The organism is Amycolatopsis pithecellobii, from assembly GCF_009707865.1.
GTDB lineage: Bacteria > Actinomycetota > Actinomycetes > Mycobacteriales > Pseudonocardiaceae > Amycolatopsis_E > Amycolatopsis_E pithecellobii.
On the sequence record NZ_WMBA01000003.1, the window covers coordinates 121145 to 144267 of the forward strand.

The 23123-nt window shown below is 68.0% G+C and carries 25 protein-coding genes; 16 read left to right on the plus strand and 9 right to left on the minus strand.

The window, feature by feature from the left end:
- Positions 1-23: 23 nt before the first annotated feature.
- The 12 genes from GKO32_RS03240 to GKO32_RS03295 are packed head-to-tail and all read left to right on the plus strand — an operon-like array spanning position 24 to position 10693.
- Positions 24-212, plus strand: coding sequence for a ferredoxin (locus GKO32_RS03240; RefSeq protein WP_154755248.1), 189 nt, complete (start codon positions 24-26; stop codon positions 210-212).
- Positions 212-1387, plus strand: coding sequence for an NAD(P)/FAD-dependent oxidoreductase (locus GKO32_RS03245; RefSeq protein WP_154755249.1), 1176 nt, complete (start codon positions 212-214; stop codon positions 1385-1387). Before GKO32_RS03240 ends, GKO32_RS03245 begins: the two co-directional genes overlap by 1 nt.
- Complete coding sequence (locus GKO32_RS03250) at positions 1384-2571, plus strand: cytochrome P450 (RefSeq protein ID WP_154755250.1); 1188 nt, start codon at positions 1384-1386, stop codon at positions 2569-2571. The genes GKO32_RS03245 and GKO32_RS03250 overlap by 4 nt, the downstream gene beginning before the upstream one ends.
- The gene (locus GKO32_RS03255; RefSeq protein ID WP_208024252.1) at positions 2568-2930 is read left to right on the plus strand and encodes a creatininase family protein; all 363 of its coding nucleotides are present in this window, start codon (positions 2568-2570) and stop codon (positions 2928-2930) included. The genes GKO32_RS03250 and GKO32_RS03255 overlap by 4 nt, the downstream gene beginning before the upstream one ends.
- Positions 2927-3214, plus strand: a complete 288-nt coding sequence (locus GKO32_RS03260) for a putative quinol monooxygenase (RefSeq protein ID WP_166459352.1) — start codon at positions 2927-2929, stop codon at positions 3212-3214. The genes GKO32_RS03255 and GKO32_RS03260 overlap by 4 nt, the downstream gene beginning before the upstream one ends.
- A gap of 15 nt (positions 3215-3229) precedes the next feature.
- Positions 3230-4081 (plus strand): fumarylacetoacetate hydrolase family protein, encoded by an 852-nt coding sequence (locus GKO32_RS03265; protein ID WP_154755252.1) that lies wholly within the window; start codon positions 3230-3232, stop codon positions 4079-4081.
- Between the two features lies 1 nt (position 4082).
- Complete coding sequence (locus GKO32_RS03270) at positions 4083-4967, plus strand: VOC family protein (protein ID WP_154755253.1); 885 nt, start codon at positions 4083-4085, stop codon at positions 4965-4967.
- Between the two features lie 3 nt (positions 4968-4970).
- On the plus strand, positions 4971-5810 hold the full coding sequence (locus tag GKO32_RS03275) for an SMP-30/gluconolactonase/LRE family protein (RefSeq protein WP_154755254.1): 840 nt from the start codon (positions 4971-4973) through the stop codon (positions 5808-5810).
- 13 nt (positions 5811-5823) lie between these two features.
- Positions 5824-7329 carry a bifunctional 3-(3-hydroxy-phenyl)propionate/3-hydroxycinnamic acid hydroxylase gene (locus GKO32_RS03280; protein ID WP_154755255.1) on the plus strand — a complete coding sequence of 502 codons (1506 nt, stop codon included), beginning with the start codon at positions 5824-5826 and terminating at the stop codon, positions 7327-7329.
- Positions 7326-8354, plus strand: a complete 1029-nt coding sequence (locus GKO32_RS03285; RefSeq protein WP_154755256.1) for a fumarylacetoacetate hydrolase family protein — start codon at positions 7326-7328, stop codon at positions 8352-8354. The genes GKO32_RS03280 and GKO32_RS03285 overlap by 4 nt, the downstream gene beginning before the upstream one ends.
- Complete coding sequence (locus GKO32_RS03290; RefSeq protein WP_154755257.1) at positions 8330-9121, plus strand: enoyl-CoA hydratase/isomerase family protein; 792 nt, start codon at positions 8330-8332, stop codon at positions 9119-9121. Before GKO32_RS03285 ends, GKO32_RS03290 begins: the two co-directional genes overlap by 25 nt.
- 15 nt (positions 9122-9136) lie before the next feature.
- A complete protein-coding gene (locus GKO32_RS03295; RefSeq protein ID WP_166459353.1) occupies positions 9137-10693 on the plus strand; it encodes a class I adenylate-forming enzyme family protein in 1557 nt (518 codons plus the stop codon).
- A gap of 64 nt (positions 10694-10757) precedes the next feature.
- Here the strand turns inward: GKO32_RS03295 and GKO32_RS03300 are convergent, their stop codons facing one another.
- Positions 10758-11348: an NADPH-dependent FMN reductase gene (locus GKO32_RS03300; RefSeq protein WP_208024253.1), complete on the minus strand. Its 591-nt coding sequence runs from the start codon at positions 11346-11348 to the stop codon at positions 10758-10760.
- A gap of 118 nt (positions 11349-11466) precedes the next feature.
- Between GKO32_RS03300 and GKO32_RS03305 the strand changes: the two genes are divergently transcribed.
- Entirely contained in the window at positions 11467-11946 is a 480-nt protein-coding gene (locus GKO32_RS03305; RefSeq protein WP_154755259.1) for a MarR family winged helix-turn-helix transcriptional regulator, read from the plus strand.
- A 148-nt stretch (positions 11947-12094) separates the two neighbouring features.
- Here the strand turns inward: GKO32_RS03305 and GKO32_RS03310 are convergent, their stop codons facing one another.
- The 4 genes from GKO32_RS03310 to GKO32_RS03325 are packed head-to-tail and all read right to left on the minus strand — an operon-like array spanning position 12095 to position 15238.
- Positions 12095-13024 (minus strand): DODA-type extradiol aromatic ring-opening family dioxygenase, encoded by a 930-nt coding sequence (locus tag GKO32_RS03310; RefSeq protein WP_154755260.1) that lies wholly within the window; start codon positions 13022-13024, stop codon positions 12095-12097.
- A complete protein-coding gene (locus tag GKO32_RS03315; protein ID WP_312867460.1) occupies positions 13024-13935 on the minus strand; it encodes an alpha/beta fold hydrolase in 912 nt (303 codons plus the stop codon). The genes GKO32_RS03310 and GKO32_RS03315 overlap by 1 nt, the downstream gene beginning before the upstream one ends.
- On the minus strand, positions 13932-14432 hold the full coding sequence (locus GKO32_RS03320) for a cupin domain-containing protein (RefSeq protein ID WP_154755261.1): 501 nt from the start codon (positions 14430-14432) through the stop codon (positions 13932-13934). Before GKO32_RS03320 ends, GKO32_RS03315 begins: the two co-directional genes overlap by 4 nt.
- 14 nt (positions 14433-14446) lie before the next feature.
- Positions 14447-15238, minus strand: coding sequence for an SDR family oxidoreductase (locus GKO32_RS03325; RefSeq protein ID WP_154755262.1), 792 nt, complete (start codon positions 15236-15238; stop codon positions 14447-14449).
- A gap of 80 nt (positions 15239-15318) precedes the next feature.
- Between GKO32_RS03325 and GKO32_RS03330 the strand changes: the two genes are divergently transcribed.
- From GKO32_RS03330 to GKO32_RS03340, 3 genes are all read left to right on the plus strand, one after another.
- The gene (locus GKO32_RS03330) at positions 15319-16086 is read left to right on the plus strand and encodes an IclR family transcriptional regulator (protein WP_312867461.1); all 768 of its coding nucleotides are present in this window, start codon (positions 15319-15321) and stop codon (positions 16084-16086) included.
- A 99-nt stretch (positions 16087-16185) separates the two neighbouring features.
- Complete coding sequence (locus GKO32_RS03335; protein WP_154755264.1) at positions 16186-17676, plus strand: flavin-containing monooxygenase; 1491 nt, start codon at positions 16186-16188, stop codon at positions 17674-17676.
- A 15-nt stretch (positions 17677-17691) separates the two neighbouring features.
- Positions 17692-18141 carry a cupin domain-containing protein gene (locus GKO32_RS03340; protein WP_154755265.1) on the plus strand — a complete coding sequence of 150 codons (450 nt, stop codon included), beginning with the start codon at positions 17692-17694 and terminating at the stop codon, positions 18139-18141.
- Between the two features lie 321 nt (positions 18142-18462).
- On the opposite strand, the gene GKO32_RS03345 is transcribed toward GKO32_RS03340, so the two are convergent.
- The 4 genes from GKO32_RS03345 to GKO32_RS03360 are packed head-to-tail and all read right to left on the minus strand — an operon-like array spanning position 18463 to position 23060.
- Entirely contained in the window at positions 18463-19725 is a 1263-nt protein-coding gene (locus GKO32_RS03345; protein ID WP_312867462.1) for a hypothetical protein, read from the minus strand.
- A gap of 40 nt (positions 19726-19765) precedes the next feature.
- A complete protein-coding gene (locus GKO32_RS03350) occupies positions 19766-20797 on the minus strand; it encodes a TIGR03842 family LLM class F420-dependent oxidoreductase (protein WP_154755266.1) in 1032 nt (343 codons plus the stop codon).
- An 8-nt stretch (positions 20798-20805) separates the two neighbouring features.
- Positions 20806-22215, minus strand: a complete 1410-nt coding sequence (gene hydA / locus GKO32_RS03355; protein WP_154755267.1) for a dihydropyrimidinase — start codon at positions 22213-22215, stop codon at positions 20806-20808.
- Entirely contained in the window at positions 22212-23060 is an 849-nt protein-coding gene (locus GKO32_RS03360) for a nitrilase-related carbon-nitrogen hydrolase (RefSeq protein WP_154755268.1), read from the minus strand. Before GKO32_RS03360 ends, hydA begins: the two co-directional genes overlap by 4 nt.
- Between the last annotated feature and the right edge of the window lie 63 nt (positions 23061-23123).

Below are 23123 nucleotides of genomic sequence, written 5' to 3' on the forward strand. Positions count from 1 at the left end.
CGAAGCCAGTGAAGGAGTTGGCAATGAAGCTGACCGTCGACCGGGACCGATGCGAAGGGTATGGACTGTGCGCCGAATCGGCGCCTCAGCTCATGCACCTCGACGAGGACGGCGAACTCGTGCTGGACCATGAAGAGGTCCCGGCCCCGTCGGACTCCGCGGCCGAAGTCGCCGTCCGGGTGTGCCCGGTGGCCGCCCTCAAGGTCGGCTGATGCGGCCAGGAAACCGGGCCGAGCGGATCGTCGTGGTCGGGGCGTCCGTCGCGGGCGTCACGACGGCCGACGCGTTACGCCGGCACGGCTACACCGGCACGCTGACCCTGATCGGCGCGGAGCCGCACGCCGCGTACAACCGGCCCGCACTGTCCAAGGGGATCCTCACTGGAACCGATACATACGAGGACATCGTGTTACCCCCACTGTCCACTGTGGCCGATCAGCGGCTCGGTGCGCGGGCCGTGGGTCTCGATGTCGAACGCCGGGAAGTTCTCCTCGCCGATGGCGATCGGGTCGCCTATGACAAGCTCGCCATCACGACGGGTGCGAGGGCCCGGCGGCTCGCCGAATTCGGGGTCGCGGACCCCGGTGTGCGGGAAACGGCCTTTCGTGATCTGGACGACGCGCGGCTGCTTTCCCAGCGGCTCGGCTCGCGGCCGCACGTGGTCATCGTCGGCGCGGGAATCCTGGGCATGGAGCTCGCTTCCGCGTGCGTCCATCGCGGTGCGACCGTGACCGTGGTCGACCAGCAACCACCGCTCAGGCGCCGGCTCGGCCCGTACCTGGCCGGCCTCATCACCGAGGCGGCGACCGCACAAGGGGTCCGCTTCGCCCATCACCCCGGCGGAGTCCATTTGCGAGGGTCGGGCACGCCGGTGGCCGAACTCGGCGACGGGCGCCGTTTCGAAGGCGATCTGGTGCTCAGCGCGGTCGGTTGTGCCCCCAACCTCGACTGGCTCGACGGGACCGGGCTGCTGACCCGTGGTGAACTCCGGATCGACGACCGTTGCCGCGCCGGCGAGAACATCGTCGCCGCGGGGGATGTCGCCGCGTTTCCCGTCGGGGCGGGACACCGCCGGACCCCGTGGTGGAACAGTGCTCTCGAGCAAGCGAGGACCGCTGCGATCGCCCTGCTCGACGGTGACGCGGCACCGAAACTGACGCCGTCGCCGATGTTCTGGACCGAGCAGTTCGGCCTGAGCATCCGGGTATGCGGCCCGCTGCCGGTCGCCGGTGAACCGGCCATTGTGGACGGTCAGTCCGTCTCCAGTGGACTCCTGCTCCGCTGGCCCGGCGAGAACGGGGAAGCGACCGCCGCCGCGGTCAACAAGCGGATCCCGATCACCCGGCTGCGTGCTCTGACCGGCCCCCGACAGGAGGTAAAGCAATGACGCTCACCCAGGCCCCGCATTCCGATATCGACCTGTTCGACGACAAGATTCTGCACGATCCCTACCCGGTCTACCGCGATCTCCGGCAGCTGGGCGGCGCCGTCCACCTCGACAGGTTCGACGCGTGGGCGCTGCCCCGCTACGCCGACATCCGGCACGCGCTCGCGGACTGGGAAACCTTTTCCTCGTCGGGGATCGCGCTCAATGACCCGGTGAACGAGATGCTGGTCGGCACGGTGCTGGCCGCCGATCCGCCCGAGCACGACAGGCTCCGCTCCGTGGTCGCCGACCGCCTCGGTCCTCGTGCGATACGGGGACTTCAGGCCGACATTTCCGCCCGCGCCGACGCGCTCGTCGAGGAAGTGCTGCGGAAGGAATCGTTCGACGCGGTGGGCGATCTGGCCGTCGTGTTCCCGTTCTCCGTGGTGTTCGACCTGATCGGCCTTCCCGACGAGGCCCGGCCGAACATGCTCCGGTGGGCGGATGCGACCTTCACCGTCATCGGCCCGATGAACGAACGCACCGCGAACGGTCTGGCGACCATCGGCGAGATGTTCCAGTGGGTCGGCACGCTCAGGCCGGACGATCTCAAAGAGGGCAGCATGGGGCGGGCCATTTTCGAGGCCGCCGACGCCGGCCGAATCCGGCCTGAGTCCTGCATCCCGCTACTCGCGGCCTATGCCACCGCGGGGATGGACACCACGATCAACGCCATCGCCAATGCCGTGCATCTTTTCGCGACCCATCCGGATCAGTGGGACCTGGTGTGCGCGGATCCGAGCCGCATTCCCGGCGCCTTCAACGAGGTCCTCCGGTACGACGCGCCGGTCCAGGTGTTCGGGAGGCGGACGAGGAAACCGGCCGACATCGACGGGGTCCGGATCGAAGCGGACGCGCAGATCCTGCTCCTGTACGGCTCCGGGAACCGCGACGACCGGCATTTCCCGGACCCGGACCGGTTCGACGTGACCCGTGCTCCGGCCGATCATCTGGCCTTCGGCTACGGCACGCACGCGTGTGCCGGCCAGGCGCTGGCGAGGCTCGAAGGCCAGGCGGTGCTCGCGGCGCTGGCCAGGCGAGTCCGGCGATTCCACTTAGGACAGCCACGTCGCCATCTGAACAATGTGGTCCGTGGACTCGAATCGCTGCCGGTCACCGGGACGGATCGCCGGGAGACATCGTGAAACTGTGGGCCTACACGTGGATGCGGCTCGAGGAGTACCTCGGGCGCGACGACCGGGTGGTGGTACCGCTCGGCTCCACCGAACAGCATGCCTGCCTTTCCCTCGGCACCGACGCGATTCTCTGCGAAAAGGGAGCCATCGAGGCGGCGCGGCCTGAAGGTGTGCCGGTGTTGCCGGTGAGTATCGCCGAGGCCGGGCACGCGTCATGGGTCGAGAATTTCTCCGCCGCCCGGATCGAGGGTGTCGCGATTCCCGTCGAAGCCGGCCCGCTTGTTTCTCCGGATGCCTTGCAGACGGCTTCTCCCGCACGCGTAAGGGAACTGCGGCGCGACGGGTCCGGCTGGGCGGGTGCCAGATGAGCATCGTCGAGCTCGTCACGATGCGGGCCAAACCAGGCCACGAGGATTACCTGGGCCGGACGCTGCCGAAGGGGCTGGCCGTCCTCGCCGAAGCCGAAGGATGTCTCGGGACGGCAGTCATGCGGTGCATCGAGCGTCCTGACGAATTCGTGTTGCGCATCGAGTGGGTCTCGGTGGCGGCACACGAGGATTTCCGGGCGGCGCCTGAGTTCGCGCACTACCGGGCGCCCTTCGCCGATCACCTCGCCGAGGTCGTCGGATTCGCCCACTACACCAGAATCTGAAAGAACGGAGATGTCATGCGACTGGCAACAATCAGGACGGGCGGCGGGTTGCGTGCGGCCCGCGTCGACGGTGACGAGCTGACGCTCCTGCCGTTCGAAGATGTCGGGCAGCTGCTCGCTTCGGGCGAAGACTGGGCGCAGCGCGCCGCCGGCGCCGAAGGTTCGCGGTTGGCACTGGCCGGCGCCGATTTCGCCCCGTTGACGCCGAATCCCGAGAAGATCGTCTGTGTCGGCCTCAACTACCGCGATCACGCGGCCGAGGGCAATCTGGCGGTGCCGGAACATCCGGTGTTGTTCTCCAAGTACAGTCGCAGTCTGATCGGCGCCCATGACGATCTGGCGATCCCGTCCGTGTCGAAGCAGGTGGACTGGGAGATCGAGCTGGGCGTGGTCATCGGCCGTCCGGCCCGTCACGTCAGTGAATGCGACGCTGAGTCCTATGTGGCCGGTTACACGATCGTCAACGACGTCTCGATGCGGGACTGGCAGCTGCGCTCCTCGCAGTACCTGGCGGGCAAGACGTTCGAGCACTCCACACCGGTCGGCCCGTTCCTGGTGACGCCCGACGAGGTCGGGCATGCCCGCGCGCTGCGGATGGAACTGGCCGTCGACGGCGAGGTCAAGCAACGCTCGTCGACCGACCAGCTGATCTTCTCGGTGCCGCAGATCATCGCCGATATCAGCACGTTCATCACGCTGGCGCCCGGTGACCTGATCGCCACCGGCACGCCCGGCGGGGTCGGGCACGTCGCCCAGCCCCCGGCTTATCTGACTCCCGGAAAAACCGTGACCTGCCACATCGAAGGTCTGGGCACCCAGACCACGCACTGTGTCGCGGCGCCCGGCTACGCATCCTCGGCGGCCTGACATGACTCCTCACATCATCAGCGAAATCGGCCATGCCGCACTCCGGGTCCGTGATCTCGCGGCGGCGGAGGAGTTCGCCACGAACATTCTCGGCCTGCACCTGACCGACCGCACCGATGACGGGCTCTGGTTCACCCATGGCGGACCGCATCACAGCCTCCAGTACCTCGCCTCGGACGAGGACGCCCTCGACCACGTCGGGCTCGTCGCTCCGGACGCCGAAGCCGTTGCCGAGGCACGAAAACGGGTGGAAGCGGCCGGGCTGCGGATCGTCGAGGACGGGCCGCTGGGCCCCGGTGTCCAGGACGGTTTCGCGTTCCAGGACAGCTACGGTTTCGTCTTCGAGATCTACAGCCAGATGACCGACGTCAAGCCGGACCGAGCCGCCGGGGTGCTACGGCCGCAACGACTCGGCCACTTCAACTTCTTCGTGCCCGATCCGCGGCGGATGGAAAAGATGCTGACGGAGCTTTTCGACTTCCGGGTGTCCGACCGGATCGAGGAGGGCGTTTTCCTGCGCTGCAACGTCGACCATCACGGTATCGGGGTGTTCCCTGGGCACGGGCGGATCCACCACTGTGCCTGGGAATACCCGACGATCGTCGAGATCGGGGCGATCGCCGACCTCATCGATGCCCGCGGCGAATCGGTGCTCTGGGGCCCACTGCGGCACGGCATGGGCCGCAACATCGCGACCTACGTGCAGGAGCCGAGCGGGCTTGTCGTCGAGTTCTACTGCGATATGGAACGGATCTACGACGACGCCCGGCATGTGCCGGGGGAGTGGTCCTACGACGGGCACAAATGGGTCAGCCTGTGGGGGCCGCACCTCACCCCGGAGGGTTTCGCCGAATTGGGCCTGCCGCCCGGAACCCGTGAGTCGTAAGGAGTGAGCGACACAATGCTGGCCGCCGATCTCGTGTGGGCCGAATCGCCGCGCTGGCGGGACGGAAGGGTGTGGATCTCCGACACCCAGGGAAACCGGCTCGTCATCGTCGGGCAGGACGGCACCCAGGTCCATCCCCTTGAGACACCGGTCAACGGCACGGGCTTTTTGCCCTCCGGTGATCTCGTCGCCGCGCGCATGCACGCGGCACGACTGGACAGGTTCGACGGGGACGCCTGGTCGGTGTACGCCGATCTGACCGGGTTCGTCGACGCCCGGCTCGGTGATCTGCTCGCCCTGCCGGACGGAACGGTTTACGTCGACGAGGTCCGGACGCCGGACGAGCCTGGCCGCCTCCTGAAGGTGGACGCCGCCGGCCGGGCCTCCGTCGCGGCCGAAGGGCTGGTGTTCCCCAACGGGCTCGCGGTGATCGACGAGGGCCGCACGCTGATCGTGGCCGAGACGTTCGCCGGCCGGCTGACCGCGTTCAGCATGGGTGCGGACGGGAAGCTCGACGGCCGGCGAACCTGGTTCGACCTGAGGGAGCGCCTCGGCGCCGGATACCTCCCGGACGGAATCTGTGCCTGCCGGGACGGATCCGTCTGGGTCGCGACGATGACCGGCAACGCTTTTGTCCGTGTTCGTGACGGCGACGTCGTCGACCGGATCGACGCCGATGGGTTCGCGATCGCGTGCTGCCTCGGCGACGACGAGAGCGAGCTGTACATCACCACGGCGACCAGCCTCGACCCGGGCACGCCGGTGATGGACGCGGCGCACCGGCAACGCACACGTGCCCGGGTCACCGCACTTCCGCACCACACAATCCGACCGCCCGGGTGAGCGAGGTTTGATCATGAACGAGACTTTCGACAATGAAGTCGATGTCGCGGTAATCGGTTGCGGGACAACGGGTCTGACACTGGCCCGGCTCCTGGAGTTCGAGGGCCTGCGTGTCGCGGTGATCGACCGCGGCCGCCTGCCGATGTCCCGGCCACGTGCGACACATGTCGACGACGAGACGATGCGGGCGTTCCAGACGCTCGGCGCGCAGCATCTGGAGAAGACATTTTCCCCGGTGGGCGTCTACCGTCACTACGATTCCCAATGGCGCACGGTGATGGAAATGGACATGAACCGTGGCTTGACCGAACAGGGCTGGCTGTCGGACTACATGTTCCATCAGCCCGATTTCGAGGCCGTGTTGCGCGGCTATGTCTACAACTATGCCGAGGGGAGCACGTATTTCGGCTGGGAAGCCACCACGATACGGGACACCGGCGATGCCGTACTGGTCGACGTCCGCGAGATTTCCACCGGTCAGGAGCGGCGGATCACGGCGTCGTTCGTGGTCGGCTGCGACGGCGCGAATTCCCGGGTGCGCGAATTCATGGGCTGCACGGAGGTCGATCACAAAGCGACGCACCGTTCGCTGATCATCGATATTCTCCCGTTCGTTTCCCACGACAAGCTGCCGGGCCGCGATTCCTTCATCCAGGGCGCGATTCGCAACCCGTTGACGTTCGTGCCCATCGCGGAGCCCCGCCTGCGCTTCGAGCTGATGCTTCGCCCGGACGACGACGCCGCGGTGTTCGAACGGACCGAGAAGGCATACGAAGTGGTTTCGCCGTGGTTCAGCCCGGATCAGTACCGGCTGTTGCGCTGCGACGTCTACGAATGGCGGTCGGTCACGGCGAGCCCATGGCGGTCCGGGCGGCTCCTGCTCGCCGGCGACGCCGCGCACACCATGCCGCCGCATCTGGGGCAGGGCATGTGTTCGGGTATCCGGGACGCCACCAACCTCGCCTGGAAGCTCGGGCGGGTGATCCGGGGTGAGTCCCCGGCGGGGCTTCTGGACAGCTACGAGACCGAGCGCTGCCCGCATGTGCAGACGTTTACGGCGATCGCCGCGGAGCTGGCGAACCGGATCGAGGCGCTGGAAGCGCCGGACGACGATCCCCCTGTCGTCAAGGCGGAAGCGTTGCGCCCGCGGCTCGGCCCCGGCGTTCTCGACGGCGTGAACGAACTCGCCGGAACCTTGAGCGCGCAACCGAGGACGACGAGCGGCCGGCTTCTGGACGACGTCGTCGGCTACCGTTTCGCCGTGGTGGGCGACCCCGTGACCGTGTCGCGGATGAGCTCCGATACGAAGGCGATGCTGGACTCCCTCGGCGTCCGTGTCGTCGACGATTTCTCAGGTGGGATCCGGGAATGGGTGACGGGTCTTGGCGTGGCCGCGGTGGTCATCCGGCCCGATCGATACCTCTTCGGGACCGCGAACAGCGCGGCCGAACTCGACGACGTGGTCGCCCGGCTCGGCTCCACAGTGGTGCCGCCGATCGCCGTGCGGGGCCCGGCATGAAGCTGGTCACCTTCGCGGTCCGCCGGGCGGAAGGTCATCTTGTGCGGGCGGGAGTTCTGCTCGGTGACGTCATCGTCGACGTCGACCTGGCGCTGGCCGGTCAAGGGCGCGAACCAGTCGCAAGTGGACGGTCCGGCGGCGATTCCAGCCTGCTGCGGTTGATCAGCGGGGGAGAGAGGGTGATCGAAGCCACCAGGGAAGCCACCGCCCGTGCCGTCGAGAAGGGAACCGACCGGCTGGGCGATGCGCGGATCTTGTACCCCGCCGGTGACGTGCAGCTCGTGTCGCCACTACCGCGCCCGAACAGTCTGCGCGACTATCTGGTCATCGAGGAGCATCTGCGGGGCGTCATCGCCGCCGGGGTGATCAAGGACGTGCCGGATGAGTGGTACCGGATTCCGGCGCACTACAAGGGAAATATCGACGAGATCTACGGCCCGGACGACACGGTCCCGTGGCCCGCCTACACCGGCAAGCTCGATTACGAACTGGAAGTGTGCGCCGTGATCGGCACGCCGGGGCGGCGAATCCGGGTCGGCGACGCCGGCCGCCATATCGTGGGTTACACGCTCTACAATGACTGGAGTGCCCGCGATATCCAGGCACGGGAAATGAGCATCGGCAACGGTCCGGGAATCAGCAAGGACTTCGGCAGCTCGCTGGGCCCGTGTATCGCCACGCCGGACGAATTCGACCTGCGCACCGCGCATCTCGAAGCACGGATCGACGGCGAAGTGTGGTCCGCGGGCACGCTCGGCACGATGCAGTTCTCGTTCGAAGAGCTCATCGAATGGACCAGTCAGGAGCAGACGTTGCGGCCGGGAGACCTGCTGGGCAGCGGCACCATTGGCAAGGGCTGCGGGGTCGAACTCGGTCGCTGGCTCACCGAAGGGTGCCAGGTGGAGCTGGAAGCCGAAGGCATCGGGATATTGCGGAACCGGGTCGGCTACCGGGGCCAGGGCCCGCGCCGTGCGGTGGACATCGTGAGCAGGAGCGAGGAATGTACAGCGACTACGAGTTCTTGAAAGTGGAGCCCGGCGCGGACCGGGTGCTGCGGATCACCATGAACCGCCCCGAAAAACTCAACGCATCCGGCGAGATCGGGCACGGCGAACAGGGCCGTATCTGGCGCGAATTCGATGCCGACCCGGAGATGAACGTCGCGCTGATCACCGGTGCGGGCCGGGCGTTTTCCGCCGGTGGTGACCTCGAAGCCGGCAACGGCCCGCTGGCCACCGATATGCGCGACGGGCGGGCGCTGGTGCGCAACATGATCGCTTGCCGCAAGCCGATCATCTCGGCCATCAACGGGTTCGCCGTCGGCGGTGGGCTGGCCATCGCGCTGCTTGCGGACATCAGCATCGCCAGCGAGAAGGCGGTACTCATGGACGGCCATCTCAAGATCGGCCTCGCGGCGGGTGACCACGCCGCCCTGGTGTGGCCACTGGCCATCGGCCTGGCACGGGCGAAATACCATCTGCTGCTGTGCGACCGCATCACCGGGAAGGAAGCCGCCGAAATCGGGCTCGTCGCCCGGTGCGTGCCGCACGAGGAGCTGATGACGACGGCAGAGGACATCGCGGCGCGGCTCGCCAAGGGACCTCAGTTCGCCATTCAGGGCACGAAAGCGGCCTTGAACAACTGGTATCAGCAGAACATCGGCATTTTCGAGCATTCACTGTATGTCGAGGCCCTCAGCGCGACCCTGCCGGACGCCGCGGCCGGCCTCGACGCGTTCCGCACCGGCGCCGAACCCGAGTTTCCCGGTGCCACCAACGCCAACATGTACTGAGGAAGGATGTGGGCGGTGGACACGCTCGCGGATTGGACGACCCTGGCGCGCCGGTGGACGCTCGCCACGGTGGCCGCACCGGAGGCGACGTTTCTCGAATACGTGCCGTCCGGCGGCGAGGTGGTCGCGTGGACCTATCGCGAATTCGACGCGCTCATCGGGCAGGTCCAGCGCGCGATCGCCACATACGGGGTGCGCCGCGGTGACCGTATCCAGCTGATTTTGCCGAACTGCCCGGCGTTCGTCGCCGTCCTGCTGGCCGCGGCCCGCAACGGCTGGATCATCCTTCCGTGCGACCCGCGCGGCACCGCCGGGGAACTGGCACGGCAGGCGGCGAGGGTCGATCCCGTGCTGGTTGTTTGCGGAGCCGCGCAGGCCGAAACCTACCAAGCGTCCGGAGCACCGGCGCCGGCCGTCGTCGTGGACCCTGAGGACCACAGGCTGACGGCACTGAGCATGCCCGGCGCCACTGAACCGGAGCCCGTATCGGTCGCACCGCTGGACAAACTGGCCCTGATGTTCACCTCGGGTACCACGTCGGAGCCCAAGATCGTGGAGCTGACACAGGCCAACTACGCGTTCGCCGGCGACGTCATGGCGGCGGCTTCCGGGCTGCGGGCCGGGTCGCGTTTTCTGGTCGTGCTGCCGCTTTTCCATGCGAACGCCCAGTACTATTCCGTTGCCGCGGCCATTTCGGTCGGGGCGACCGTGGTCCTCGCCGGTTCCTTTTCGGCCTCGCGGTTCTTGCGGCAGGCCGAGCAGTTGCGGGCCACCCATGCGTCGTTGTTCGCGGCGCCGATCCGGATGATCCTGGCGCGGGCCGAGCCGACGCCCTTGTCGCGGCCGCTGGAAAACGTGTGGTTCTCGCAGAACCTCACCGGCGACGAATACGACAGGTTCGCCGCGCTCGTCGGGTGCCGGCCGCGGCAGATCTACGGCATGACGGAGACCGCCCCGGCGGTGCTCATGAGTCGGCGGTTGAATCTCGCGAAAATGACGTTGGGCACCCCGACACTCGGTTGTCATGTCCGGCTCCGCGACCCGGACACCGGCGCACCGGTCGAACCGGGCGAGATCGGGGAGATCCAGGTCGGCGGCTTCCCGGGGCTGTCGTTGTTCGCCGGCTACCGTGACAACCCGGCCGCGAATGCCGCCGCGATCGTGGACCGAGATGGCGACGGATTCGCGTGGCTCAGGACCGGCGACCTCGGGCGCCTCGACGTGGACGGCGACGTGGTGTTCGTCGGCCGGGGCGGCGACATGCTCAAGGTCGCGGGGGAGAACGTGTCCGTCGTCGAGCTCGAATCGACGCTGGTCGACCACCCCGAGGTGCTCGACGCCGCGGTTGTCGGGGTGCCGGACGCGGTGCGTGACGAGGTGCCGGTGGCCTTCGTCGTCCCGGCGGCCGGCGCGTCCCCGACCCTGGCCGACGACCTACGGCAGTGGTGCGAGGAGCGCTTTTCCGGCCCGCGGCGCCCCCGTGAGATCCACGTGGTGGACGAACTCCCCCGAACCGCAGTCGGGAAGATCCAGCGCTTCCGCCTCGCGGAACGAGGGAACGCCAAGTCCTAGGTGGTGTATACCGGCGCCGCGGCCCGGCAGGCGCATGCTGCCGGGCCGCGGCGGGACGTCGGCGTCAGACGGCGGCACGCGCCTCGCGCAGGGCGGTCGACCACCAGACGAGGTCGTCGAACATGGCGTCGACCGAGGGCAGCAGGATGTTCTCGATGTCCGCGATCGGTGCGTCGCCGCCGAAGGGATGCACCTTGAACAGGTCGCTGCCGCCGATGTGGGCGCCGAACTTGGAGGGCACCATCTGAAGTTCGACGCCGATACCGCGTAGGTGCTCGACGGCGCGCGCACCGCCGGTGCTGCCGTAACCCAGCGCCGAGAACGGTTTGCGCACCCATTCGACGTACGCCTGATCGAGAGCGTTCTTCAAGGCCCCCGTGATGGAGTGGTTGTACTCGGCCACGACAAAGACATAGCCGTCGTACGGGCGGATGGCGTCCTGCCAGGCGACTACCTTGGGGTCGGCGCTGGGTACGTGCAAGTTCGAGCCGGCCTCGGCGAAGAACGGCAGATCGAAGTCACGCAGATCGAGGCGGTCGAGGGTGAAGTCGTCACGCTTGGCGGCGTAATCGATGAGCCAGTCAGCCGGTTTGTCGGCGAAGCGTTGCGGGCGGGTGGAACCGATGATGAGGGCCAGGCTGGGCCGAGTGCTCACGGGTCTTCCTTCGTCGTTTCAAGCGCCGGGGACGCGGCAACGATACGACCCGGAATAATCCGAGTCAAGATGATCCGGGTCTTGATGAGTTTTGCCGTGCTCATTAGCATGCTCTGGTATGGCGGTTCGAGCGACTGAGGACAACGGGGAACGGGTCTGTTCGACGTTGTTCCCGTCGGCCGACCTGAGCTTCCTGCTGCATGCGGCCTGTGCGCGGGTTTCCGCGGAGATCGACGGTGCCGCTCGCGAGATCGGGCTGACGGATGCACGCGATTGGTTCGTGCTGGCCGTTTTGGACGGCGGCGAGAAGCACACCCAGCTTGAGCTCAGTCGCATGGTGTGCGTCGACAAGACCACACTGATCAGCGTTATCGACCGGCTCGAGCAACGCGGTTTCGTGCAGCGCACCATCGATCCGGCCGATCGCCGGGTGCGCATTCCGCGAATTACCGCCGCCGGGCGCCGGGTGTGCGCGAAATTCGCTGCGGCACGCGACGAGGTCGAGTCGCGGGTGTTCGACGGCATCGAGCCCGGCCGCCGGGCGCTGCTGCTCGAACTGCTCGGGCAGGTCGCCGAGCGCGAGCCTGCTGGAGTCTGACGCGCCGACCACTGTCCACAGTGTACAAGAGGATGGCCGCAACGACCGAAACGGCAGCAAAGTCGGGTAGGCTTTTCTCGGTGGCCACATCGGACAGTGCCGGTCTCAAGGATTTCTCACGTCCGCAACGAGTTGACCCCCGGGTTGCTCAGCCGACGGGGAATGTGGTGCCGATGCCCATGCCGGTGATCCACTCGGGGACCGGCTCATAGCTGGTCCAGACCAGTGGTGCCCCGGCGGCGACCTGCCCGATCAGCCAGCAGCGCACCTCGTGGCCGCCGCTGCCCGCCAGGTCTTCCAGTTTTTCGTGTCCGAGTGCGGCGACCGCCTCGGCGTCGTTCGCGCTCAGGCGGTCGAGGAACCAGCCGTCCCACTCGGTGTTCACCCGGGCGCCGGGGTCACCGCCCATCGCGCGGACCCGCGGCTCCCGGGCTGCCGCGAAGGCGCGGACATCCGCGCGGCCGTGGATCAGCGCCTCGCGGCGCTCGCCCGTCAGTTCGCGTGGGTCGTTGGAAGGCAGCCAGTGCGACAGCCCACCGCTCGAGGCCACCAGGACGCGGCCGGGAAAGTCGGCCGAGCGCAGGGCCTCGCCCAGTGCGTGTCCCAAGGCGACGCACCGGTGCGGCGAGGGCAGCGGCGGCGCCGCGGTGTTGACCACGATCGGGACCATCGGCCGCTTGCTGCCGCCGGTGAGCATCTCGTAGGTCTGCACGATGCCGTGGTCGACGGTGAGCGAGTACGACAGAGCCAGGTCGAAGCCGGCGTCGGTCAGTCCATTATGGACGGACCAGGCGAGCTGTCCGGCGACCGGCAGCGGACCTTCGGCGCTGTCGAAGTCCCCGAAGCCGGCCGCGTGCTCGACCCCGAGGACGAACGGCGGCATCACGTCGTAGAAGTTGCCGTGGAAGTGGTCGGGCCCGATCACGACGATCGCGTCGGGGGCGAGGGTATCGACCGCGTGGCGGACCCGCTCGGCGTCGGCGAGAAACCGCGCGCCGGGACCGCCCTCGGCGGGCGGTGCCAGCAGTGTCGCGAAAGGACTGTGGGACATGCCGGCGAATCCGGCGATCTCGGCCATCAGGACGGGTCCTTCCCGGTGAGCAGCCAGGTGCGGTGGACGTCGAGGAACTCGGTGACCTTCTCCCACTGCGGCCAGTGGCCGGCGTCCTCGATGACGTGCAGGCGGGCGTCGGGCAACCAGCCGAGCAGCAGCTCGGCTTCGTCGAGCCCGCCGGTGGGGTCGTGGGTGGTCCATAGCAGCAGTGTCGGTGCGGTCACGCGCGACACCCAGGACGGGTCCCACGCGAAGTCCTTGCGTACCTCGGGGTCCTGCAGCACCAGCGTGTTGCCGATGGCCGTGACGAACCCGGGCCGGGAGTAGACCCGGCGGCGCAGGTTGACCAGCTCGTCGGTGACCATTTCCTTGTGGTGGAACAGGAACTCGACCCGGCGGCGCACGGTCTCGTCGCTCGGGTCGAGCACCGCGGCCATCGTGCTGTCCCGCATCTTGGCCATCACCTCGGGCTTGCTGGCGATGTTGCCGGGCGTGTTGAGCACGATCCTGCCGACCCGGTCCGGGTGGTGCGCGGCGGTCCAGGCGACCACCCAGCCGCCGAGGGACTCGCCGGACAGGTGTGCCCGCTCGATGCCCAGAGTGTCCAAAAGGGACACCAGGTGCGCGGAGAGGACGTCGATTGTGTAGGGCCGGTCCGGCAGGTCCGACCAGCCGTGGCCGACCATGTCGTAGACCGTGACGCGGAAGTCGCGGGCGAGGCCGGCCAGATCGCGGGCGTAGGCCTCGAGGTGCCCGCCCGTGCCGTGCAGCAGCACCAGGTCTTCTCCGGTGCCCGCTTGCAGGACGCGGGTCCGCACCGGCTGCCCGTCCAGCGGCACCTCGACGTAGCGCAGGGTGTGTTCGAGCTCGCCCAGCTCACCCCAGATGCCGACGTGGTCGGGGATGGGCGGGGCGGCGCGTTCGGTGGTCGTCACTGGTCCTCCCGGTGGTCGCCACGGGCTTCGGCGATGCTCGCCAGGCCCGCGCTCTGGCGGCGGCCGACCCCGAAAAGGTTCAGCAGCCGCGAGTTCTCGATGGTCAGGAACTCGACCGGGTGCTCGGCCGAGTCGTTGTAGTGGCGGTGCCACGTCCATGGCGGGGTGTAGATGAACGAACCGGTCGTCCATGCGACGGTTTCGTCCTCGATCTCGCTGTGGCCGCGCCCCGTCAGGACAAAGTGGACGGTCTCGTGGTGGTGGCGCTGCATGTCCGAGCTTTCGCCGGCCGGGATCACCTGGCGGAAAAGCTCGAACGTCGCGGTCGGCAGCTTCCCGGCGACCCGCAACGACGTCGGGTTCGGGACCGTGCCCGGCGGGATCTCCTCGAGTTCGCCGTCATGCACGACGAGCGGCCGCTGCGCGCCGGGGCGGACGGTGTGGCTGATGCTCGCGAGGAAGTCGGTCATGGCGAAACCGGGTCCGGATGTACTCATGAAGCACCTTTCGCTCAGGCTGGGGATTCCGTGCGGCCGCCGTCGACCGTCAGCACCGTCCCGTTGACGTATCCCGCTTCGGGGGACGCCAGGAACGCCACCGCGGCCGCGATCTCGCGAGGTTCCGCGGCCCGGCCGGCGGGGATGACGGCGAGGTCCTCGGCCATCGCCGCCGCGACGTCGACCCCGGCCGTGCCGGCCCGGCTGCGGACCACTTCGAGGCGCCGCTCGGTGAGCGTCGCACCGACGGCGACGCAATTGACGGTGACACCCCGGTCGGCGTATTCGCGGGCGGCCAGCTTCGCCGCCGATGTCGTCGCCGAGCGCAGCACGGTCGACGCGGCGAGCCCCGGCTGCGGCTGGCGCACCGCCGTCGACGTGATCACGACGACGCGTCCGAAGCCGCGCTCGGCCATCGACGGCAGTGCGGCGCCCATCAGCGCCAGCGGGCCCACGACCAGCAGATCGAGGTCGTGGTGCCACTGCTTGGCGGGGACGTCGAACACCGTGCCGGGCGCGGGACCGCCCGCGTTGGCGACCACGACGTCGAGCGTGCCGTGGCGCTCGCGTACCCGGGCCACCGCGTCGGCCGCGGCGTCCGGGTCGGCGAGGTCGCACACGACGAACTCGGCGTCGTCACCGAGGGCGGACGCGGTTTCGGCGAGTGTCTTTTCCGTGCGCCCGGCGAGAACCACGCGATGGCCGCTGGAAAGCAGCGCTGCGGCGCAGGCCGAACCGATGCCGCCGGCTCCGCCGCCGACGAGGGCGACGCGGCGGTCGTTCGCGAAGGACTGGTTGGTCTCCATGATGTGTCCTACATTCAGGCCATGTCCCCGAGAGACCAAGCATGAGTCCCACTGTGCGGGACTCGCGAGACGATGGTGCGGTGTCGGGCGCGCTTGAACGAGCGGCCGCGCTGCTGGACGCGTTCGACGTGTCCTATCGCGAGCTGACCCTCTCCCAGCTCGTCGAGCGGTCCGGGCTGCCCCGCTCGACCGTGCACCGGACCGCGGCCCGGATGATCGAACTCGGCTGGCTCGACAAGCCGGGGGAGAAGTACCGGATCGGCACCCGCCTGTTCGAGCTGTCCGGCCTGGTGCCGGTGCGTCACGAGCTGCGCGAAGCCGTCCTGCCGTACCTGCAGGACCTCTACGCCGCGGCCAAGACCACCGTCCAGCTCGGCGTGCTCGAAGGCACGCGCGTGCTGGTCGTCGAGAAGATCAGCGGGCACCGCCAGCTGCCGATGCTGGACCAGGTGGGCGGCTTCATCCCGGCGCACTGCTCGGGGCTCGGCCGCGCGATCCTCGCCTGGTCGGACGCGGAGACGGTCGGCGCGGTGGTGGCCGCCGGGCTCACCCGGCGCACCCCGCGCACGATCACCAGCGCCGACGCGCTGGAGCGCGAACTGGCCGCCGTCCACGAGCGCGGCTGGGCCTACGACCTCGAAGAAGGCAACCCCGGCATCAGCTGTGTCGCGGCGCCGATCTTCGACTTCACGGGCAACGTCACGGCTGCCCTGTCGGTCACCGGGCCGAGTGCCGCGGTGCAGCGCGATCGGATCGGACCGGCGGTGCGGATGGCGGCCGCGGCGGCGAGCCGGGCCTATTCCGCGCGGCGCTGGGCCATGCCCCGCCCGGAGCTGCCATCCCAGTGACTGGGACTCAAGTTTGGCCTACTCCTCACCGCTGATTCACGCTGTGGCACACGCCGTGCCGGGCACCCGGCGCGGATGATCGGTCGAGGAGGACCAGGCATGCGCGTCGCGATCATCGGAGCCGGCGTCGCCGGGCTGACTACGGCCAAGGTGTTGCTGCAGGCCGGCCACGACGTCGAGGTCTTCGACAAGACCCCGGATATCGGCGGCGTGTGGAGCCGGACCCGGCGCTATCCCGGGCTGACCACCCAGAGCCCGAAGGCGCAGTACTCCTTTTCGGACTTCCCGATGCCAAGGGAGTTCCCGGAATGGCCTTCCGGCGCGCAAATCCAGGAGTACCTCGCGGCCTACGCCGACGAGTTCGGCGTCACGCCGCGGCTGCGCCTGGACACCGAAGTCGAGTCGGTGGTGCTCGAGGACGGCCGGTGGGTGGTGACCACCGCGGCGCGGGAAACCTTGGGATACGACCGGGTCGTCGTCGCGAACGGTGTGTTCTCCGAGCCGGCGATCCCGGACTACCCCGGTCGCGCGGAGTTCGAGGCGGCCGGGGGGCGGCTGCTGGCCGGCTCGGACTTCCACGATGGTGAAGACGCTCGCGGCAAGCACGTGCTCGTCGTCGGCTACGGCAAATCCGCCTGCGACGTGACCGTGGCGATCAGCGATGTCGCCGCGAGCACCGACGTCATCGCCCGGCAGCTGCTGTGGAAGGTGCCGCGCCAGATCGCCGGTGTGCTCAACTTCAAGATGCTGCTGCTGACCAGGATGGGCGAGGCGCTGTTCCGCTACCGGCGGCTGCGCGGTTTCGAGAAGTTCCTGCACGGCGCGGGAAACCGGCTGCGACGGGCGCTGCTCAACACGGTCGGGTCGGTGTCGGTGCGGCAGTTCGGGCTTGCCCGGCACGACCTGGTGCCGCGCGGCGAGATGGAGCACATCATCAAGAACGCGATCGGTCTGGTCACCGAAGGGTTCTTCGAAGGCGTCGCCGACGGTTCCATCCGCGTCCACCGGGACCAGGTGATCACCCGGTTGTTCGCCGGCGACGGTCGTCCGATGGCGGAGCTCGCCGACGGCACCGTGCTGCCCGCCGACCTCGTCGTCTGCGCGACCGGGTTCACCCAGGGGGTACCGTTCCTGCCGGAGCCCGTTCAGGAGCGGCTGTTCGACGAGCGCGGGAATTTCCTGCTGTACCGGCAGATCCAGCCGATCGGTGTGCCGGGTCTGTATTTCAACGGCTACAACTCGTCCCTGTTCAGCCCGCTCAACGCCGAAATTGCGGCGTTGTGGATCGCGGCCGACCTCGGCGGCGCGCTGAACCTGCCCGACGAAACGACTCGCCGCGAGGACGTCGTCGCGCAGCTCGCCTTCATGGACACCGCCACCGACAAGCACCACAGCCGCGGCACGAAGATCATCCCGTTCTCCATCCACAACGTCGACGAAGTGCTCGGCGACATCGGCGTGCAGATCGGCCGGTTCACCCGCTTCACGCACTGGCTGAACCCGGTCGCGCCGTCGGCGTATCGGTCGCTGACCCCGAAGCTGCTCGCCCGCCTGGAAACCGCCCCCGAACCCGTCAAAGCCCCGCTGTAGAAAGGGAGTCCGCGGATGGACACTGCCACCGGCCACCACGTCATCCACCCCGATGAGGGCACGAATCTGGGCGCGATCGGGCTGGGCATCTACGCCCGGCTCACCGGCGCCGACACCAATGGCGCCTACTCGTTGTTCGAATACGTCGTGCCCCCCGGCCTCGGTGGCCCGCCGACCCACATCCACAGCCGCGAGGACGAGCTGTTCACCTGTGTCCAGGGCCGCGTCGAGGTCGAACTCGACGGCGTCCGGCACGTCCTCGGCCAGGGCGACTCGCTGCTCATGCCGCGTGGTGTGCCGCACGTGTTCCGCAACCCCTTCGACGAGGAGACCCGCGTCATCGCCGTGGTTTCCCCGCCGGGACTGGAAAACTACTACCGCGAACTGTCCGAACTGCCGCCCGGCCGCGACCTGAAGCTGGTGGCGGAAGTGATGACCCGCTACGGCTTGGCACTGCAGAAGTAAACCCCGCCCCGACACACGGAGAAAAACCGAGAATGACCGACGATATCCACGACGAGACGATCAGCTTCGACGCCGCCGAGATGCCGATTCCGACCTGATGAAGCGGTCTCCGGGCTATCATGGACGGCCTCTCCCGGAGGCGAACAAGCCGCTCATCGAGGCGGTGGACAAGCTGGGGGCCGCGGAAAAGTCGAGATCCACGACGGCGCTGGTGAGCTCGCCGAACTGAGCGGCTGGAAGCCCGCCGGACCGCCCTGCGGCGCGGTGAGCAGGGCCATGGACAGCTCGTCGAGGTTGGCGTCGGGGCGCAGGTCACCTCGGTCACGCATGCGTCGTGCTTGGTTGGTCCGTTGCAGGGCGGGGTGCGTGAGGGCGCCGGTATTCTCGTGTTTTCACGCTGAATTCCGCGATGGCGAAGGTGTCGCCGTCGGGGATTCCGGTCGCTACTGCTCCCGCGTGTGGTTCGCCGGCGATCCAGAGGCGGCGTGAGCCCATGAGTTCGGCTGCGATGTCGGCGGGACAGTCCACGATGCGAAACCGGGCGCGCATCCCGTCGGGGAACCGGGCCCAGCCCAGCATCGGCCGACCGGGGCGGAAGTCCTCGGCCACGACCGCGGCAGCCACTTCCGTCCACGGGCCTGCCGCCAGGAGCCGTGCCGGGGACGTCACATCCCACCGCCAGTTCACGGCCGCCGCGACGGCGAGGAGGACCAGCACCGGTAGCACCCAGGGCAGCACGCCACCCACGGTGATGACCGCCGCGGTCTCCAGCGCGACTCCGAGCACCACCACGGTCGCCAGCACGAACGTGCGGATGCGAAGGTGTAGGCCCAAAGCTGCCCGTGAGCGCGGCTTGCGACCGGGCATGCCGAATTGATCCGACGTGAACGTGACGCGGGCAAAGTCGTCAGAGCCGGGAAACCCGGCGATGGCCGAGCCGGGCAGAGCGGCGGTGATCCACATCCGCCCGGCGTGTTCGATCGCCTCGGCCAGTGCCGGTGGGCAGTCGCGGAGTACGAAATACCCAGGCGTGCCATCGGGAAAGGACACCGTCCCGGTGACGTCCGCGACGAGATGGTTGGCGCGCACCGGGAACGGCGTCCACGGGCCCTTGAGGACGCGCAGCATGCGGACGGTTCGCGCCCACCGGACCAGCACGAACACCGCCAGGCCAAGAGCGCAGGCCAGACCGAATGCGGCATAGAGCACGTCGACGCCGTGCGGCGGGTGCTCGACCATGCCACCCACGACCGCCGCCGCCGGCAACCAGGCCGGCAGCAGCACGCAGCTCAACCGAATACCGCGCGCCCGCAGCCATGAGCGCGACCACGGTCGCGGTGACCACTCACCGGTCAGCCAGGGCGGCACCCGGCGCACGAAGACCAGGATCAGCGTGCACCCGAAGCCCACTGGCAGACCGATCGCGGCCGTCGAGGTCCAGCCATCAGACAGGTGGATTGCCGCGAGAGCGACGAAGACGCCGAAGAGCCACCAGCGTGGACGCCACCCGATCTTCTCGGCGCCGGATTCGGTCAGCCCGGGAACGGGCTCTCCGACCGTCGACTCGGCGCCGTCCGAAACCACCGCATCACCGCCCGACTCCGGCTTCAGCTCGACCCCGTGATCATGCCTTGGCCTTCGGGCGTGAGGCCATCTGCGGTATGACTCCGTCACCGTAGGCGCGCAGCGTTTCGTCCTTGGCATCGTGTTGCAGGTAAAGGGCGAACTGGTCGACCCCCAGCGATTCGAGTTCACGCAGCCGCCGAACCTGGGTGTCGACCGGGCCGAGCAGGCAGAAGCGCCGCACTATCTCGTCGGGGACGAATTCCGTGTGCGCATTGCCCGCCTTGCCATGGGAGTTGTAGTCGTAGCTCTGCCGGCCCTCGACGTAGTCCGACAACGCCGCGGGCACCGAGCCCCCATCCGCGCCGTAGCGCTTCACGATGTCCGCGACGTGGTTGCCGACCATGCCGCCGAACCAGCGGCACTGGTCGGTGGCATGGACCAGCCCCGCGTCGGTTCCGTCGGTCACGTACGCCGGCGCGGCGACGCAGGTGGTGACCGATTCCGGGTCACGACCCGCGTCCGCCGCTGCCTTCCGGACGGCCCCGACGGACCAGGCGACCACGTCCGGATCGGCCAGTTGCAGGATGAAGCCGTCGGCCACCTCGCCGGCCAGCGCCAGCGCCTTCGGCCCGTATGCGGCCATCCAGACCGGCAAGTGCGAGCCGTGCGACCACGGGAAGCGCACCGTATTGCCTTTGTGGTGAACAGCGCGCGAGTTGCCCAGCTCCCGGATCACCGTGATCGACTCGCGCAGCGTCGCGAGGGTGACCGGACTCCCGTTGATCACGCGCACCGCCGAATCGCCCCGGCCGATGCCGCAGATGGTGCGGTTGCCGAACATGTCGTTGAGGGTGGCGAACAGCGACGCGGTGACGGTCCAGTCACGAGTGGCCGGGTTGGTGACCATCGGACCGACGGTGACCCGGTGGGTGTTCGCCAGGATCTGGCTGTAGACCACGTAGGGCTCCTGCCAGAGCAGGTGCGAGTCGAACGTCCACACGTGACTGAACCCGTAGTTCTCCGCGCGCTTGGCGAGGTCGACGACGCGCCAGGCCGGCGGATCATTCTGCAGTACCACTCCGAAATCCATGTGCGGCCTCAAATCAGGTTCTGGGAGAGATTGCGCTTCACGAAGCGGCCATGGCCCTTGGCGCCGATATAACCGGTGTCGTCCTTGATGACCGTGCCCCGCGACATCACGACATCGACGTGTCCGTCGATCTCGTATCCCTCCCACGCCGAGTAGTCCAGATTCATGTGGTGGGTCTTGCCCAGCCCGATCGACGTGTGGCCATGGGGGTCGTAGATCACGATGTCCGCGTCGGCGCCTGCCGCGATGGCGCCTTTCCTGCCGTCGAGCCCGAACATGCGGGCCGGCGCCGTGCAGCAGACATCGACCCACTTCTCCAGCGAAATCCGCCCGTCCACGACGCCCTGATAGAGCAGGTCCAGCCGGTGCTCGACCGAACCGATTCCGTTGGGGATCCGGGAGAAATCGTCGATGCCCAGCTCTTTCTGGTCTTTCATGCAGAACGGGCAGTGGTCGGTCGATACGGTCGTCACGTCACCGGTGCGGAGGTAGCGCCACAGTTCGTCCTGATGTCCCTCGGCCCTGGCTCGCAGGGGAGTGGAGCAGACCCATTTCGCCCCTTCGAATCCGGGCGCGCCGAGCTGCTCCTCCAGCGACAGATACAGGTACTGCGGGCAGGTCTCGCCGAAGACGTTCTGCCCGGCGTCGCGCGCCTCGGCGATGCGGGCCAGCGCCTGCTTCGCGGACACGTGCACCACATACAGCGGCGCTCCGGTGAGGTCGGCCAGCATCACCGCCCGGTGGGTCGCTTCCTGCTCGGTCTGCCACGGCCGGGTGGTGCCGTGGTGATACGGCGTGGTCTCGCCGCGGTGCAGGGCCTGCTGGACCAGCACATCGATGGCCGAACCGTTCTCGGCGTGCATCATGATCAGCCCGCCGTTGGCCGCCGCGGTCTGCATCGCCCGCAGGATCTGCCCGTCGCTGGACAGGAAGACACCGGGGTAGGCCATGAACAACTTGAACGACGTGATGCCCTCCCCGATGAGCTCGTCCATCGCCTTGAGCGACTCGTCGTTCACCTCGCCGATGATCTGGTGGAACGCGTAGTCGATCGCGCAGTTGCCGGCCGCCTTGTCATGCCAGCGCGCCACCTGGTCCTGCACCCGCTGCCCGCGCGTCTGCACGACGAAGTCCACGATCGTCGTCGTACCGCCCCAGGCCGCCGCCCGGGTGCCCGTCTCGAAGGTGTCCGAGGCGAACGTGCCGCCGAAGGGCATCTCCATGTGCGTGTGCCCGTCGACGCCCCCGGGGATCACGTATTTGCCCGTCGCGTCGATCACGTCGTCCGCCGAGATCGATGCCCCGACCGCCGACCCCGGTGCGAGGACCGCCGCGATCCGCTCGCCTTCCACCAGCACGTCGGCCGGCGACGAACCAGTAGAGGACACGACTGTCCCGCCCTTGATCAAGGTGGTCATGGGCGCGTCACCTTGGTGTAGGAGTCGGGCCTGCGGTCGCGGTAGAACTGCCAGTCGTCACGGGTCCGCTTGATCTCGTCCAGGTCGAGATCACGGATGACGATCTCCTCCTTGTCCTCGGAGGCGATCTCGCCGACGAAGTTGCCGCGCGGGTCGACGAAGTAGCTTGAGCCGTAGAACCGCACGGCGTCGTCGCCGAATTCGCCGGTCTCCCGGCCGATGCGGTTGCTGGCAGCGACGTAGTACTGGTTGTTCGCGGCTGCCGCCGGCTGCTCTATTTCCCATAAGCGGTTGGACAATCCCGGTTTGGTGGCCGACGGATTGAACACGATCTGCGCGTTGCCCAAGCCGAGCTCACGCCAGCCCTCGGGGAAATGGCGGTCGTAGCAGATGTAGACGCCGACGCGGCCCACGGCCGTCTGGAAGACCGGGTAGCCGAGATTCCCGGGACGGAAGTAGAACTTTTCCCAGAACTGCGGCAAATGCGGGATATGGTGCTTGCGGTACTTGCCCAGCAGGGTCCCGTCCGCGTCGATCACCGCGGCCGTGTTGTAGTACTCGCCCTCGTTGGCGACCTCGTAGATCGGTAACACGATCACCAGGCGCAGTTCCCGGGCGAGGGCCTGGAACCGCTGCGTTGCCGGCCCGGGAATCGGCTCCACGTATTCGTAGTACTTCTGATCCTGCACCGCGCCGAAATACGGTCCGTAGAACAGTTCCTGGAAACCGATGATCTGCGCTCCGGCCGCGGCGGCCTCCCTGGCCAGCTCGGCATGCCGCTCGATCATCGACTCCTTGTCGCCCGTCCAAGCCACTTGCGTGATCGCGGCACGCACGACCGTCATGTTTTTTCTCCTCCGCTACCCGGGATGTATTGTCCGGACGCCAGATTGGTACCGGTTTCAAAA

Bases quoted from the DNA above. Each gene is read 5' to 3' on its own strand.
- GKO32_RS03310 (WP_154755260.1), bottom strand. From the start codon at position 13,024: ATGGCCGAGATCGCCGGATTCGCCGGCATGTCCCACAGTCCTTTCGCG.
- hydA (WP_154755267.1), bottom strand. From the start codon at position 22,215: ATGACCACCTTGATCAAGGGCGGGACAGTCGTGTCCTCTACTGGTTCG.
- GKO32_RS03325 (WP_154755262.1), bottom strand. From the start codon at position 15,238: ATGGAGACCAACCAGTCCTTCGCGAACGACCGCCGCGTCGCCCTCGTC.
- GKO32_RS03265 (WP_154755252.1), top strand. From the start codon at position 3,230: ATGCGACTGGCAACAATCAGGACGGGCGGCGGGTTGCGTGCGGCCCGC.
- GKO32_RS03240 (WP_154755248.1), top strand. From the start codon at position 24: ATGAAGCTGACCGTCGACCGGGACCGATGCGAAGGGTATGGACTGTGC.
- GKO32_RS03305 (WP_154755259.1), top strand. From the start codon at position 11,467: ATGGCGGTTCGAGCGACTGAGGACAACGGGGAACGGGTCTGTTCGACG.
- GKO32_RS03335 (WP_154755264.1), top strand. From the start codon at position 16,186: ATGCGCGTCGCGATCATCGGAGCCGGCGTCGCCGGGCTGACTACGGCC.
- GKO32_RS03270 (WP_154755253.1), top strand. From the start codon at position 4,083: ATGACTCCTCACATCATCAGCGAAATCGGCCATGCCGCACTCCGGGTC.
- GKO32_RS03245 (WP_154755249.1), top strand. From the start codon at position 212: ATGCGGCCAGGAAACCGGGCCGAGCGGATCGTCGTGGTCGGGGCGTCC.
- GKO32_RS03320 (WP_154755261.1), bottom strand. From the start codon at position 14,432: ATGAGTACATCCGGACCCGGTTTCGCCATGACCGACTTCCTCGCGAGC.
- GKO32_RS03350 (WP_154755266.1), bottom strand. From the start codon at position 20,797: ATGGATTTCGGAGTGGTACTGCAGAATGATCCGCCGGCCTGGCGCGTC.
- GKO32_RS03280 (WP_154755255.1), top strand. From the start codon at position 5,824: ATGAACGAGACTTTCGACAATGAAGTCGATGTCGCGGTAATCGGTTGC.
- GKO32_RS03360 (WP_154755268.1), bottom strand. From the start codon at position 23,060: ATGACGGTCGTGCGTGCCGCGATCACGCAAGTGGCTTGGACGGGCGAC.
- GKO32_RS03260 (WP_166459352.1), top strand. From the start codon at position 2,927: ATGAGCATCGTCGAGCTCGTCACGATGCGGGCCAAACCAGGCCACGAG.
- GKO32_RS03340 (WP_154755265.1), top strand. From the start codon at position 17,692: ATGGACACTGCCACCGGCCACCACGTCATCCACCCCGATGAGGGCACG.
- GKO32_RS03290 (WP_154755257.1), top strand. From the start codon at position 8,330: ATGTACAGCGACTACGAGTTCTTGAAAGTGGAGCCCGGCGCGGACCGG.
- GKO32_RS03250 (WP_154755250.1), top strand. From the start codon at position 1,384: ATGACGCTCACCCAGGCCCCGCATTCCGATATCGACCTGTTCGACGAC.
- GKO32_RS03285 (WP_154755256.1), top strand. From the start codon at position 7,326: ATGAAGCTGGTCACCTTCGCGGTCCGCCGGGCGGAAGGTCATCTTGTG.